General features: G+C 27.3%; 11 protein-coding genes. 1 reads left to right on the forward strand and 10 read right to left on the reverse strand.

The window, feature by feature from the left end:
• Positions 1 to 111: 111 nt before the first annotated feature.
• The 4 genes from ACLGL0_RS01970 to ACLGL0_RS01985 all read right to left on the reverse strand — a co-directional run bounded on the left by ACLGL0_RS01970 (position 112) and on the right by ACLGL0_RS01985 (position 6,753).
• Complete coding sequence (locus ACLGL0_RS01970) at positions 112 to 2,034, reverse strand: hypothetical protein (RefSeq protein WP_411013425.1); 1,923 nt, start codon at positions 2,032 to 2,034, stop codon at positions 112 to 114.
• Between the two features lie 9 nt (positions 2,035 to 2,043).
• Positions 2,044 to 3,027, reverse strand: coding sequence for a metal ABC transporter substrate-binding protein (locus ACLGL0_RS01975; protein WP_411013426.1), 984 nt, complete (start codon positions 3,025 to 3,027; stop codon positions 2,044 to 2,046).
• A 147-nt stretch (positions 3,028 to 3,174) separates the two neighbouring features.
• A complete protein-coding gene (locus tag ACLGL0_RS01980) occupies positions 3,175 to 4,215 on the reverse strand; it encodes a ribonucleotide-diphosphate reductase subunit beta (RefSeq protein ID WP_411013427.1) in 1,041 nt (346 codons plus the stop codon).
• Between the two features lie 12 nt (positions 4,216 to 4,227).
• Entirely contained in the window at positions 4,228 to 6,753 is a 2,526-nt protein-coding gene (locus ACLGL0_RS01985; protein ID WP_411013428.1) for a ribonucleoside-diphosphate reductase subunit alpha, read from the reverse strand.
• A 237-nt stretch (positions 6,754 to 6,990) separates the two neighbouring features.
• On the opposite strand from ACLGL0_RS01985, the gene trmB reads away from it, so the two are divergent.
• Positions 6,991 to 7,641 carry a tRNA (guanosine(46)-N7)-methyltransferase TrmB gene (gene trmB / locus ACLGL0_RS01990; protein WP_411013429.1) on the forward strand — a complete coding sequence of 217 codons (651 nt, stop codon included), beginning with the start codon at positions 6,991 to 6,993 and terminating at the stop codon, positions 7,639 to 7,641.
• A gap of 52 nt (positions 7,642 to 7,693) precedes the next feature.
• On the opposite strand, the gene ACLGL0_RS01995 is transcribed toward trmB, so the two are convergent.
• From ACLGL0_RS01995 to hrcA, 6 genes are all read right to left on the reverse strand, one after another.
• Positions 7,694 to 8,395 carry an HAD family hydrolase gene (locus ACLGL0_RS01995; protein ID WP_411009613.1) on the reverse strand — a complete coding sequence of 234 codons (702 nt, stop codon included), beginning with the start codon at positions 8,393 to 8,395 and terminating at the stop codon, positions 7,694 to 7,696.
• Between the two features lie 88 nt (positions 8,396 to 8,483).
• Positions 8,484 to 9,167 (reverse strand): hypothetical protein, encoded by a 684-nt coding sequence (locus tag ACLGL0_RS02000; protein WP_411013430.1) that lies wholly within the window; start codon positions 9,165 to 9,167, stop codon positions 8,484 to 8,486.
• 144 nt (positions 9,168 to 9,311) lie between these two features.
• The gene (tkt, locus tag ACLGL0_RS02005) at positions 9,312 to 11,285 is read right to left on the reverse strand and encodes a transketolase (protein WP_411013431.1); all 1,974 of its coding nucleotides are present in this window, start codon (positions 11,283 to 11,285) and stop codon (positions 9,312 to 9,314) included.
• A 130-nt stretch (positions 11,286 to 11,415) separates the two neighbouring features.
• Positions 11,416 to 13,236 carry a molecular chaperone DnaK gene (gene dnaK, locus ACLGL0_RS02010; RefSeq protein ID WP_411009610.1) on the reverse strand — a complete coding sequence of 607 codons (1,821 nt, stop codon included), beginning with the start codon at positions 13,234 to 13,236 and terminating at the stop codon, positions 11,416 to 11,418.
• A gap of 16 nt (positions 13,237 to 13,252) precedes the next feature.
• Entirely contained in the window at positions 13,253 to 13,783 is a 531-nt protein-coding gene (grpE, locus tag ACLGL0_RS02015; protein ID WP_411013432.1) for a nucleotide exchange factor GrpE, read from the reverse strand.
• Positions 13,784 to 13,798: 15 nt separating this feature from the next.
• Positions 13,799 to 14,812 (reverse strand): heat-inducible transcriptional repressor HrcA, encoded by a 1,014-nt coding sequence (gene hrcA / locus ACLGL0_RS02020; protein WP_233055747.1) that lies wholly within the window; start codon positions 14,810 to 14,812, stop codon positions 13,799 to 13,801.
• Positions 14,813 to 15,160: the final 348 nt, after the last annotated feature.

The following is a 15,160-nucleotide window of genomic DNA, read 5'->3' on the forward strand; positions in this document are numbered from 1 at the left end:
TTTAAGAAAAAAGTTTAATAAAATTTTTAATTAGTTATGTAAAAATAAAAATCACTCAACTATTACATTATTTAGTGAGTGATTTTTATGAATTATTTTAGGAAAATTAAATTATTGTTCTACTTTATCTTCATTCTTATTATCTACTTTATCTTTTTCTTTATCTTCATTCTTATTATCTATTTTATCTTTATCTTTATTTTCCTCAACTTTTTTATCTTCAGTCTTTAAAGAATTCTCCTTATTATTTTCTTCAGTTTTCGCTTCAATTTTTTCTTCAATTTTTGCTTCTTTATTTGAAGTTTCATTTATATTATCTTTTTCTTCTTTATAATCTGAATAATCATTTGTTTTTTCTTCTTCAACTTCTTCATCAGTTGGTTCAGGTTTAGCTGGTGCTTCAGGTAATTGTTTTTTATATCTAATTTTTCCATCAACTTTTTCAAAGTCAGTTAGACTAAATGTGAATGTCTCTTCATTAATATAAACATAAACCATATTTCCTATATTATAAGCATCCGAGTCATCTTCTAAATTATAATATGTTCTTAGATATTTTAAAACTTCATCAGTATCTACTGTTATCTTAGATTCAATATTTGCATCCGGATTTTGAATAATATATTTTATTGCTGCTACAATATCTTTAGCTGTACAATTTCCGTATTGTCCAGATTTTGCATTTTGAATAATTTGTTTAATAGTTATTGCATGATAGTGATTTCCATGTAACCAATAGAAAATTCCTTTTGTTTCTCCATTTGAACCATAAACTGATAAAGTAGTATTTAAATCTCCATAAGCTCTCATAGCCTTAAGATTATTATCAAGATAAGGAATTACATAATCTTTTAGTTCAGCTTTTACACTTTCATAAGTAAATAATTCATTTTCATCAACAGTGACATCTGTATGGTCATTTGTTTCTTTAATATATTCTGCATCAGGATAATGATCTTTTGGATTTTCGTGAACAACTCCAATTTCTTCATCATCAATATATAAATGCCAATGATCTCCATGATCTACTATTTTTGTTACACCTTTTGGCCATTCAAATAGTTTCTCATTATCGTCGCCATGATTACCTACATACTCTCCAAATTCAGCGTTAGGATAAAGTTCTGATGGATTTGTGTAAGTAATACCTTCATTTCCTTTTGAGTCATATATATGATAGTGATCTTCATGTTTTAAAATCTTTACAATATCATATCTATCTACAGGATTTTTACCAAGAACAGTTACTATATTTAGATTCTTAATTGCTTCTTGTAATTTATCAGTAGCACTAGGCACATTAGGTTTTACATTATTTGAATTATCTTGTGAAACATTATTTGAACTTCCATGATTTCCAACATATTCTCCTACTTCTGCATCAGGATATTTTGAGCTTGGATCAGAATAACTTATATACTCTTGTCCACTTGAGGTATAAATATGCCAATGATCCCCATGTCTTAAAATCTTTATGACTTTATCTTTTTTATCTTCAATAATGTTAGCATGAGAATAATTGTTTGAGTTTCTTTTATTATTAGACCCATGAGAACCAACATATGTTCCTATAGCTATTCCTGGAAACATTCCTGATGGATCTTCATATGTTAAAAATTCATTTCCATCAGCTGTATAAACATGCCAGTGATCTCCATGTTTTAAAATAGATTTAACATTTAATCCGCTTAATTTACTTTTTGAAACAACACTTACAAAAGATAATGAATTACCATCTGTTATCTTTGAAGGATCTGAATAAGTTATATGTTCTTTACCATCTTTAGTAAAAACATGCCAATGATCTCCATGTTTATAAACCCTTACAATATCATCTTTTTTTATTTCGGCATCAATCAAAACTTCAGTAGTTTCATCTTTTTGATATTTTGTTTCTTTTTCAACAAATTCAACTTTTTTTGTATTATTTTGTTCTTTCTCTTCTACTTTTTTTGCACAGCTTGTAAGTGCAATTGCACTACAAACAATGATCAAATTCATTCTTGTAATTTTATTTTTTAATTTATTACTCATAATTTCTCCTTAATCATTAAAAGATTTAACTAAAGCTTCTAGATTTAATTCCATCAATTTTAAATATCCCATATTAATTTCTTCATCAGTTAAGTTTTCCATAGTAAACATTGTTGATGTCTTTGTATTTGTATTTTTTGCAAGAGTTTCTGCAACTTTAGGAGTAGCTTTACCTTCAAAGAAAATTGTATTAATATTATGTTTTTTTACAAACTCAGCTATCTTTTGTAGTTGCTTTGCAGATGGTTCATCTTCTGGTGAAATTCCAGTTACAGCTACTTGCTTTAATCCGTAATCATGTGCTAAATAATTAAAAGCAGCGTGGCTTACAACAAAATATTTTTCCTTACTTTTTACTTTTGAAAGTTCTGTTTCAAATTTATTATCTAAAGCTTTAAATTCTTCCTGAGCTTTTTGTAAATTTTCTTTATAGTATGGTTCATTAGCTGGATCGATAGAAGAAATTTTCTTATAAATTGTATCTAATTGAATAATAGCATTTTTCACACTTAACCAAGTATGAGGATTGATTTTATCATGGCCATGCTCATCTTTATTTTTTTCGTCCCCATGCTCATGTTCTTCTTCTAAACCATCCCCACTTTCTAAAAGAGTTAAGCCTTGAGAAAGATTTAAGAATTTATTTTTATCTTTAACAGATTCTTCAATAGCTGGTATAAATGATTCCATATTAGCACCATTATAAATAACCAAATCTGCTTCTATTATTTCTTGCATATCTCCTGCTTTAAGCTCAAAAGAATGAGGTTCTTGATTACCTTTAATGATAGTTTTTACTTCCATTTTATCTCCAACAATTCTTTTAGTAAGATCTGTTACTGGAAAAAATGTTGTGTATATTACTTTCTTTTTATCCTTTTGTTCGGTACTTTGTTGGTTGTTATTTTTTCCATTATTGCTAGAATTACAACCAACTAAAAAAACACAGCAAACTATAATTGCTGAAATAATTCTTTTAAATTTTATATTCATAAAATCCTCCTCTTATATTTTTAATGCAAATAATTCTTATTTGTATTTATATTATACTATTTATAATTTTATTTTTCAATAGGTAAATCAAAAAATTCAAAAAAAAACTACTAATTTGAATAATCAAATAGTAGTTTTATTTTTATTCTATAAATCGTCATCAATTACACTTGATTTTGAGTAAGCAGAAGGTTTTGCTTCGAAGAAATCTGTTTTAATCGCATTTGGATCTGAGTATTCACTTACCCACTTCATACTTTCAGGTTCTTCATCATAACCATCATAAAGTTTACCAAAATTTAAAGCTGTACTTCTAAGATTTCCAAGATATTTAATATAATCTTCAATCATTTCCATTGTAAGTCCTGGAATATTTTCACCTAAAACATATTTTCCCCAAGCTATTTCTTGTTCAACACCTGTTTTTATCATATCTTTATAAACAGCAATTTTTTCTTCAGTAAATAGATCTGGTTCTTCGTTTTGTAATTCAAGAAGCATTTTTTTGAATAACCAAAGATGAGTATTTTCATCTCTATTTATATATCTAATTTCTTGAACTGAACCAGGCATTTTTCCATTTCTTCCTAAATTATAGAAGAACATAAATCCTGAATAGAAGTAAACACCTTCAAGAATATAATTTGCAACCATTGTTTTTACTAAACTATAAGGATCTTTATTTTCTTGGAATTCATTATATAAATCACCAATAAATTTATTTCTTGCTAATAAATGTTCATCATCTCTCCATTGATATAGTATATTTGTTCTTTCTTCTGGTGAACATATACTGTCTAACATATATCCATAGCTTTGTGAGTGAATAGCTTCTTGGTATGCTTGAATTGTTAAACAAAGATTTATTTCATTTGCTGTAATATATTCCCCAATATATGGTAAATTTGCAGTTTGGATACTATCTAAAAATATTAAAAAACTTAAAACTTTATCAAAAGCAGTTTTTTCATATTGATCTAAAATTTTATAATCTTTTAAATCTTGAAATAGATTAATTTCTTCTGGAATCCAAAAATTATTCATGGCATTACGATACCACTCAGTAGTCCATGTATATTTTACATTGTTAAAATCATTTAAATTTGTTGTATTCCCATTTATCATCTTTCTTTTTGATAATTCAATGTCTCCATTTTCATTAAACAGAGCTTTCTTATTTAATTCCATAAAATCTCCTTTCTATGCTGAACAACTATCGCATTCTTCAATATCTAAACTTTTACTTCTTATATAGTAAATACTTTTTAGTCCTACCTCACAAGATAAAATTAAAAGATTCAAAATTTGACTCATCTTATAATCTGTTGTGATATAAAGGTTTAAGCTTTGTCCTTGGTCAATATGTCTTTGTCTAATTCCACCAGCTTTTATAGACCATGTTTGATCAACTTCATGAGCATTTTCATATAACCAGAAAGTCTCTGGAGTTAAGTCTGGAGCAACTCTTGGAATAATTGAACCTTTCTTTTCTTCAAGGAAATATCTCATCATTACTGGATCAACACCTGCTGTAGTTCCAGCAATTATTGAAGTAGAACCTGTTGGAGCAACAGCTAAAAGATATGCATTTCTTAAACCATTTTTAGCAACTTGTTCTTTAAGTTCAATCCATTCTTTAGAATTATATTCTCTTTTTTCAAAGTACTTACCAGTTTGCCATTCAGAACCTTCAAAGTATTTGTAACTTCCTTTTTCTTCAGCAATTTTTGAACTTTCTTTTATAGCATAATAATTTATCTTTTCATAAACTTTATCCATAAATTCTAAATGTTCTTCAGTTTGCCACATTATTTTATTCTTAACAAGAGCATGGTGATAACCACTTGTACCAAGTCCAATTGCTCTATATTTAGCATTTGTTATTTTAGCAAAAGGTGTTGGATAGTAGTTCAAATCAATTACATTATCTAAAGCTCTAATAATTGTTGAAACTACAAATTCCATTTCTTCATCATTTTGTAAATCTATATTTCCAAGTACTAAACTTGCAAGATTACAAACAACAAAATCTCCAGCCTTTACATCAGTAACAACATGGTCTTCTCCATCTATTTGTAAAATCTTTTCATCAGTATCTAAGATTTCTTTCATATTTTGCATAATCTCTGTACAAAGATTTGATGAATAAATCATTCCTTTATGAGAGTTTGGATTTGTATTATTTGCATTATCTCTATTAAATATAAATGGTGTTCCAGTTTCAACTTGACTCTTTAGAATTAATTTAACTAAGTCTTTAACAGTTAATACTCTCTTATCAAGTCTAGGTTCTTTAACACAAAGTTTATATTTTTCTTCCCACTCTTCACCATAATAATCTTCTAAGCAGAATCCCATTACTTCTTTAACTTCATGAGGACAGAATAAATACCAATTAGAATTAATATTTTCTTTTGCTAATCTCCAAAATAGATTTGGGAAACAGATTGCTGGGAAAACATCATGGGCTTTCATTCTATCATCCCCATTATTTGTTCTAAGATTTAAAAACTCAGGAATATCTCTATGCCATACATCTAAATATACTGCACAAGAACCTTGTCTTACACCAAGTTGATCGACTGCAACAGCTGTATCATTAGCAAGTTTAATCCATCTTATAACTCCACCTGCAACACCTTTAAATCCACGAATATCAGACCCACTAGCGCGAACTTTTCCGAAATATAATCCCATTCCACCACCATGTTTTGAAACTTGTGCGAAATTATCTATACTTCTATAAATTCCTTTTAATGTATCAGGTACAGTATCAATAAAGCAAGAAGAAAGTTGATGGAATGGCTTTCTAGCATTTGACATTGTTGGAGTTGCAACAGTTGCTTTTAAGTTACTTAAAACATCATATACTTTTTTAGCAAAAGAAACTCTATCCTTTTCTGGAATGGCTAAATGCATAGCAATACCCATAAACATTTCTTGCATTGTTTCAATTACTTTTTTGTGAGAATCACAAATTAAATATCTCTTATATACTAAATCTAAAGATGAATATGTAAACAATTCATCTCTTGAATCATCTATATATTTTTCAAGTTCATCAATATCATCACTTGAATAATTTTCTAAAATATATTCTCCATATAAATTAGCTTTTGTTAAAACTTCTATCTTTGATTTAAAATCAACAATATGCCATTCTTTTTCATAATGAGAAATTTCTTTATGAATTTTATAAGCGTAAATTCTTGCAGAAATATATTCCCAATTTGGATTTTCCTTAGAAGTTAATTCTGATGAAGCCTTTATTAAAAGTTCAATTTTTTCGTTTAATGCTGAACTTGGCTTAACAAAAGATAAAAACTTTCTATATAATCTATCAAGTTCATAACCTTCTGTTGTAAAATCTTTTTGAATTTTAGCAAGTACTTCAATCAAGCCTTCATCTTCAATGTACTCTCTAAAATAATTCAATTCTTTTCTAAGTGCATTTCTCTTTTCTCTATATAAAATATAACTTTTTAAAGTTTCATAATGATTATTTTTAGTTAAGGTCTTTTCAACACAATCTTGAATCTCTTCTACAGTTATATTAGAACTTTCGTCTTTATCTTTCAAAATAATTTCTAAAACTTCTTCAGCTAATTTTTTTGAAAGTACTCTCTTATCTTCATCTCCTACACTAATAAATGCTTTGTAAATTGCATTTTCAATTTTCGAAATATCAAATGATACTTCTGATAAATCTCTCTTTATAATCCTCAAATAAATCACCTCCGCTCTAATATACCCATTATAAAACAAAATATATATAGAATGCAAATTTTATTTTTAACTATATATAGTATGTTTTAATATTTTTTTAAAAATTGTTTGCTGGATAAAAAAATATTACTATTAGTAGTATAAAAATTTTTTTTATTTTTTTCAAAAAAAATTATTTTTTATAAATTAAATATATTACAAAAATATGATATAATATTTAGGATATAAAATATTTTTATGAAAGGAAAATTCATGAGACTTAGAAAAAAATGGTGGGCAGTACCTGAAATGAAAGAAAATGCTCAAGTAATATTTAACGCAGAAAATCTAAAAGGAAAATGGAATGAAGAATTTAAAAATATTAACCCTATAAATCTTGAACTAGGTTGTGGAAAAGGAAAATTCATTAGTGAAATAGCTGAAAAAAATAAAGATATTAATTACTGTATCTTAGACTTAGATACAAATGCAATAGTATATGCAACTAGAAAAATTAGAGATTTAGAATTGTCCAATGTTAGAGCTATTCCAACAAATATAGAAAAAATTGATGAGTTCTTTATCGAAAATTCAATAAGTAGAATATACATTAATTTCTGTAATCCTTGGCCTAAAAAAAGACATCATAAAAGAAGATTAACACATCCAAATTTCTTAAAAAAATATAGTAAGCTACTTGTAGATGAAGGAGAGATTCATTTTAAAACAGATGATGACGATCTTTTTGAAGCAAGTTTAGAATATTTTAACGAAAATGGCTTTGAAGTAATACTAATTACATATGATTTAGCAAATTTTGATTATCCAAAAAATATAGAAACTGAATACGAAAATAAATTCAAATCATTAGGAATAAAAATAAAATTCTTAATAGCAAAAAAGAAATAGTTAATAACAAAAGACAACAATAATAATTGTTGTCTTTTTAATTATATTTATCCTATAAAGATTTTAATTTTTCTATTAAATCTTTAAAACTTCCTCTTTCACAATTAATTTCATATTCTGGAGCTGGATTTAAATTATCTGTAACTAAATAACAGTTCATTCCAACACTACTTGCTGCATGAATATCTTCTCTTTCATCATTACCTATCATTAAACAGTCCTTAGGTTCAACCCCAAATTTTTCGCATAAATGTAGATAATATTTTGGATTAGGTTTTGAAAAAGAACTATTACTATAATGAGTAATATAGTCGAAGTCATCTACATCTAAACCTGTCCATTTTAATCTAACTAAAGCATTTTCAGGAAAAACGGGATTAGTTGCTAGAACAACCTTTCTTCCATCCTTCTTTGCAAGCTCAACTGCTAACTTTGCAAGATTATTTTCAGTTGAAGCTTCTTTTACTAAAGTAAAAAATTCATTAGCATAAAACTTTTCAAGAACATCTTTAACATCAGATAAATCAGTATCCACTTCACTCTTAAACTTTTCCCAAAAAATTTCCTCATTTGTTCTCCTACCATCATTTTTAATCATCTCATGAGTAGCAGCCCAAATAGTTTCAACAAGTTTTTTTGGATCAATATTATATTCTAAAAACACCTTAGACAATTCTCTAAAATAAATATCAACAAACAATTTTTCATCTAAAGGAAGCAAAGTTCCATCTAAATCAAATAATATTACTTTCATTTTTCCTCCTTATTTACATTAGTTTTTACTAATTTAATAATAACTATATTATAACCTATTTTAAAAATTTTAACAAATTAAATTAATTTTAGTATTCTTTAGGTTCATAAATTTTATAATATGTTCCTTTGTATTTTATTATATTTTCTGATTTTTCAAACTCATTTGTTTCAATATTTTTAACTTCTGCTTCATACAATTCTGATTCAATCAGTAACTTTCCTTTTTGGTCATAAAACTCTATTTTATTATCTTCTATTTTAGATATATTCTTTATATTTTCGTTAGGTATTTTCTCTAGATACGAATTTTCTGGAAGTTCTTTAAAATCACTTAACCCATTTTCGTATACAATTATATACGAAACATTATAAAGATCTCTTGCTGGTTCTCCATTTAAAGTTAATTTAAAATAACTAATTTGAATAACTATTATAAAAATAATGCTTATTATATATTTGAATTTTTCTTGTTTTTTAGATATTATTAATAAAAATAAATTATCTAAAATCATTAATCCAAAAGGTAATAGTAAAACTAATTCTACATTCTTTATAAAAAAGAAAATCAAGCTAAAAACAGCAATTATAATGTGAACTAATCCATAAATTTTTAAAATTTTTTCTGGATTTTTTATCTTAGAATTGTTCAACAAAATATCATAAACATTAGAAACGTAATCTTTATTTTTTAATCTATAAAATATTACGCCATAATATATGTTTACTGCTGTTAAAAAAGCAATCATTCCATAATAATATATATCTTTCATAATAACCTCCTATTAAATATCTTAATAATTTACAACTTAAGATGATTATAACAAATTAAAGTAATATATTCAACAATTTAATGAAAATATTTTCATAAAAAAATAGCGAAGTTTTCTTCGCTATTTTTTATAATTATTTATTAATTAGAATAATTCTTTTTTTATTTTGTCATATACAGCATCAACTGTAAAGCCAAATTTTTCAAATAATAGATTTGCAGGTGCCGATGTCCCAAATGTATCCAGACCTATTGAAATTCCATCTAAGCCAACATATTTGCCCCAACCAAATGTTGATAATGCTTCAATGCTAACTCTCTTTCTGATGTTATTAGGTAATACACTTTCTTTATATTCTTTACTTTGTTTTTCAAATTCTTCCATACATGGCATTGATACAAGTCTTGTTGAAATGTTTTCTTCTAAAAGTTTTTCACAAACTTTGTAAGCCAATCCAACTTCTGAACCTGATGCCATTATAATTACTTCAAAGTCTTTTCCAAAGTCTTTTAGTACATATCCACCTTTTAGTGCTTCTGATGAAGTTTCTTCTAAATTAGTTAATTTTTGTCTTGTAAGCGCTAGACAGCTTGGTGTTTTTCTATTCTTTAACGCAGAAATCCAAGCATAAGCTGTTTCTTTAGCATCACAAGGTCTATACATTGAAACATTTGGTATTGATCTAAACATTGCTAAATGTTCAATTGGTTCATGTGTAGGTCCGTCTTCTCCAACTCCAATGCTATCGTGAGTTAAAACATAAATAACACCTTGATTCATAAGTGCAGAAAGTCTTACAGCAGGTTTTAAATAGTCACTAAATACAAAGAATGTCGCACAATATGGTAAAAGTCCTCCATGTAATGAAATACCATTACAAATAGCAGCCATTGCATGTTCTCTTACTCCGAAATGAATGTTCTTTCCGTTTCTATTTTCTGGTGAATAAAATTCATATTCACTCATTGTAGATTTGTTTGAAGGTCCTAAATCGGCAGAACCACCAAAAAGATTTGGAAGTAATTTAGAAAATCTGTTAAGAACAATTCCACTTGATTCTCTTGAAGCCATATCCTTATCAAATTCAATAATTGATGGGTCATTTAAGATTTCTTCATCAATTTCTGCTTTTATAAATTTTCTGAATAAATTATATTTTTCAGGATATTTAACTTTATATTCTCCAAGTAGTTTTTCCCATTCGTCAACAAAAGTATTCTTTTTTTCAACTACTTCTTTCATATATTTTTTAACTTCTTCAGGAACGTAAAAACTTTCTTCATATTCCCAACCAATATTTTTCTTAAATGTTGGAATATTGTCTTCTCCTAAAGGTTCTCCATGTGCTGAAGCACTTCCCTCTTTAGTTGAACCATATCCGATTTTTGTCTTTATTTCAATTAATGAAGGTTTTTCAGTTAACTTTGCCCTTTCTATTGCTTCTTTAATTTCATTGATATTATTTCCATCAGCTACAAAATAAGTTTCCCAACCAAGAGCTTCATATCTTGCTCTTACATTTTCGCCAAAAGCAGTTGAAGTATCTCCTTCAATAGTTATATTATTGCTATCGTACAAAACTATAAGTTTTCCTAATTTTAATGTACCTGCTAGTGAAGATGCTTCATTGCTGATACCTTCCATTAGACATCCATCACCAACTATTGAGTATGTATAATGATCTACAAGCTTACAATCATCAGTATTAAAAATAGAAGCTAAATGACTTTCAGCTAATGCCATACCAACAGCCATAGAAATACCTTGTCCAAGTGGACCAGTAGTTGCATCTATCCCTGCAGTATGTCCATATTCAGGATGTCCTGGTGTTAAACTGTCAATTTGTCTAAAATTCTTTATATCATTAATACTAACACCGTAGTCAAATAAATGAAGTAATGAATATAAGAGCATAGAACCATGTCCTGCTGATAAAATAAATCTATCTCTGTCAAACCAATTTGGATTTTTAGGAGAAATCTTCATACAATCATTAAATAAAGTAAATGCCATTGGTGATGCTCCAAGCGGAAGTCCAGGATGTCCTGACTTTGCTTTTTGAATAGCATCAGCACTTAATGTTCTCATAGTATTAATACATAAATTCTTAATTTCCATATCATTCCCTCACTTAAATATATTAGTTATAAAATAAACTTAACAAATTTATTATAACAATAATTAGAAATTTTTTCAATTATAATATAAAAAAAGGTAGCAATTTAATTACTACCTTTTAGAATTTTTTCTATTTATTTTCGTCTTCGTCAACTACTTCATAGTCAGCATCAACTACATCATCTTTCTTTTGTTCTGCCCCTTGTCCTTGTGGGTTAGCATTTTGATATAATTTTTCTGAAAGTTTATAGAATTCTTGAGTTAAAGCATCATTTTTAGCTTTAATATCTTCTGTATTATCAGTTGTTAAAGCTGTTTTTAATTCTTCTAATTTAGCATTAACTGCAGATTTTTCATCTTCAGATAATTTACCTTCTAAATCTTTTAAAGTTTTTTCTGTTTGGTAAACTAATGATTCAGCATTATTCTTAATTTCTACAGCTTCTTTTTTCTTTTTATCTTCTTGAGCAAATTGTTCAGCTTCTCTTACTTTCTTATTAATTTCTTCTTCAGATAATTTTGTTGAAGCAGTAATTGTAATTTTTTGTTCATTTCCTGATCCTAAATCTTTAGCATGAACATTTACAATTCCGTTAGCATCTATATCAAAAGTAACCTCGATTTGAGGAACTCCTCTTGGAGCAGCAGGAATACCTGTTAATTGGAATCTTCCTAATGTTGTATTATCGTGAGCAAATTCTCTTTCACCTTGTAAAACATGGATATCTACTGCTGTTTGACCATCTGCTGCTGTTGAGAAAATTTGGCTCTTCTTAGCAGGAATAGTTGTATTTCTTTCGATTAATCTTGTCATAACTCCACCCATAGTTTCAATACCTAATGATAATGGAGTAACGTCTAATAATAATAAATCTTTAACTTCTCCAGTTAAAACACCACCTTGAATTGCAGCTCCGATAGCAACACATTCATCAGGGTTAATATCCTTTTGAGGTTCTTTACCGATTAATTTCTTAACTGCTTCTTGTACAGCTGGAATTCTTGTTGAACCACCAACTAAAAGAACTTTATCAATTTCTGATGCAGTAAGACCAGCATCATTTAAAGCTTCTCTAACTGGAACTAATGTTTTATCAATTAAGTCTGAAGCTAATTCTTCAAATTTTGCTCTCTTAATATCCATATTTAAGTGAACTGGTGCTCCATCAACTGCAGTGATAAATGGTAAGTTTACATTTGTAGTCATTGTAGTTGAAAGTTCTTTCTTAGCTTTTTCAGCAGCATCTTTCAATCTTTGCATTGCTGTTACGTCTTTGCTTAAATCAATTCCATTTTCTTTCTTAAATTCAGAAATCATGTAATTCATTAAAACTTCGTCGAAATCATCTCCACCAAGTCTATTATTTCCTCTTGTAGATAATACTTCGAAAACTCCATCTCCAATTTCCAAAATAGAAACGTCAAATGTACCACCACCAAGGTCGAATACCATTATTTTATGTTGTTCAGTGTCTTTGTCCATTCCATAAGCAAGAGCTGCTGCAGTTGGTTCGTTAATAATTCTCTTAACATCTAAACCAGCAATCTTACCAGCATCTTTAGTTGCTTGTCTTTGGCTATCTGTAAAGTATGCAGGAACTGTTATAACAGCTTCTGAAACTGTTTCTCCTAAATAACTTTCAACATCTGATTTAATTTTTTGTAAAATCATTGCAGAAATTTCTTCTGGGCTATACTCTTTATCATCAATTTTTACTTTGTAATCTGTTCCCATTTCTCTTTTAATTGATGTTATTGTTCTTGCTGCATTTGTTATTGCTTGTCTTTTAGCAGTTTCTCCAACCAATCTTTCTCCATTTTTTGTAAAAGCAACTACTGAAGGAGTTGTTCTATTTCCTTCTACGTTTGCTATAATTGTTGGTTCTCCACCTTCCATAACAGCTACTGCTGAGTTTGTTGTACCTAAATCAATACCTATAATTTTTGACATAATTTTTCCCTCCTAATTATTCACTAACTTTAACCATACTTGGTCTAATTACTTTATCTTTAATTTTATATCCTTTTTCAAAAGTTTCTAATACTATACCACTTTCTACTCCTTCTTTACTTTCAGTCATAACTGCATTATGTAAATTCGGATCAAAAGTAACTCCATCACTTTCAATTTCCTCAACCATCTCGGATTTTAAAATTGATTCAAATTGATCTTTAATCATTACAAAGCCTTTAACAGCATCATCTTCTAAATTCACATGAGCAAAAGCTCTATTAAAATTATCTAATACTGGTAACAGCTTTAAAATCAATCCTTCATTTGCAAGTATAATAGAATTTGATTTTTCTCTTTCTGTTCTGTTTTTATAATTTACAAAATCAGCTTGAAGTCTTAAAAGTTGATTTTTTAATTCTTCAATTTCAGAATTAACTTTATTTTCAACTTCTTCAGAAGAGTTTTGATCGGATTCTTTATTTTCTACTTCTTCAGTAGTCTCTTCTTTAATTTCTTTTTCTAATTCTTTATTTTCTTCTTTCAACTATTTTGCCTCCCGTCATTTTAAAATATCTCTAAATCTATCATTTAAACTTATTAAAGTAGATATTATCTTTTCATAATCCATTCTAGTAGGACCTATTACCGCAATCTTACCTTTGCTACCATCTCCAAGATCATATGACGTTGCAACAATTGTATTTTCATTTAAAAAGTCTTTATTATTTTCACGTCCTATACTTACATATATTTCATCTCCATTATAACTTAAAAACAAATCTTCTAACTCATTTTTATTCTCTAAGAAATGAATTAATTCCTTAGCCTTATTTAAGTCTCTATATTCTGGAAAATTAAATATATTTGAAATACCTTCAAGTTCTATGTTAGATTTTTCAGTTTTTGAAATTTCATTTCCTATCAAATTCGTAATATCTGTTATAAATGGAATCTTTGATACAAAAGTTAATTTCAAATACTCTAATCTATCATTTAAATCAGTTACTTTTACATTAATTAAATATTTTTTTAAGTAAAATATCAAATCTTGTAAAAGTTCATCGCTAAGTTCAGTTTTTGAATCAAATACTGTATTAATTACCTTACCATTATCAAAAACAAAAACTAGTACATAAGAATTTCCGCTTATTTTTATAACATCAATACTCTTAACAGAACAATCCATATAATCTGTAATCATTGTAGCAGTAATACATTCTGTTACTTCAGAAATTATCTTTGCAGACTCTTTGAAAATTTTACTTTTCTCTTTAATATGTCTTGATAAAATGTCAACTCCATAAGTGTTTTTAGAAATCTCATCAAAATGAGAGGACAATAGATAATTAACATAATGTCTATATGCCTTGTCTGATGGAATTCTCCCAGAAGATGAATAAGCTTTATTTAGAAAACCTAATTCTTCTAAATCACTCATCTCATTTCTAACCGTTGCTGAACTAACTCCCATATCATATTGTTTTGAGATTGTTCTAGAGCCAATCGGTTCAGATGTGCTAATATAACTATCTATTATGGCATATAAAATTTTCAATTTTCTATCATCAAGCATTTTATCACCTCTTTTTTAGCACTCAATCTATTAGACTGCTAACAATATTATATTATTATTATTCCCCTATGTCAAGTTTTAAAACATTTTTTTTAAAAAATTTTTAAAATTAAGTAATTATCACTAGTTTTTAACAGTAATAAATATATCTTAATTAGTAATAATATATTTTTATATATTTTTTTTAAAATAAATTTTAAATAGTTGACAAATTTTTATAATATTGTTATTATTATCTTGTAAAAATTATAACTTAAACTTATTTAGTTTTTAGGTTTAATTATAATTTAATATTGTATTACATATTAATACAATAAATTTTTACTTTGTTAGTTAAAATTTAAGGAG

The sequence above is a fragment of the Parvimonas pharyngis genome (assembly GCF_046569675.1).
Lineage (GTDB): Bacteria > Bacillota > Clostridia > Tissierellales > Peptoniphilaceae > Parvimonas.

Excerpts from the sequence above, each read along its gene's own strand:
- ACLGL0_RS01970 (WP_411013425.1), bottom strand. The coding sequence starts at position 2,034 with ATGAGTAATAAATTAAAAAATAAAATTACAAGAATGAATTTGATCATT.
- ACLGL0_RS01975 (WP_411013426.1), bottom strand. The coding sequence starts at position 3,027 with ATGAATATAAAATTTAAAAGAATTATTTCAGCAATTATAGTTTGCTGT.
- ACLGL0_RS01980 (WP_411013427.1), bottom strand. The coding sequence starts at position 4,215 with ATGGAATTAAATAAGAAAGCTCTGTTTAATGAAAATGGAGACATTGAA.
- trmB (WP_411013429.1), top strand. The coding sequence starts at position 6,991 with ATGAAAGGAAAATTCATGAGACTTAGAAAAAAATGGTGGGCAGTACCT.
- ACLGL0_RS01995 (WP_411009613.1), bottom strand. The coding sequence starts at position 8,395 with ATGAAAGTAATATTATTTGATTTAGATGGAACTTTGCTTCCTTTAGAT.
- ACLGL0_RS02000 (WP_411013430.1), bottom strand. The coding sequence starts at position 9,167 with ATGAAAGATATATATTATTATGGAATGATTGCTTTTTTAACAGCAGTA.
- tkt (WP_411013431.1), bottom strand. The coding sequence starts at position 11,285 with ATGGAAATTAAGAATTTATGTATTAATACTATGAGAACATTAAGTGCT.
- dnaK (WP_411009610.1), bottom strand. The coding sequence starts at position 13,236 with ATGTCAAAAATTATAGGTATTGATTTAGGTACAACAAACTCAGCAGTA.
- hrcA (WP_233055747.1), bottom strand. The coding sequence starts at position 14,812 with ATGCTTGATGATAGAAAATTGAAAATTTTATATGCCATAATAGATAGT.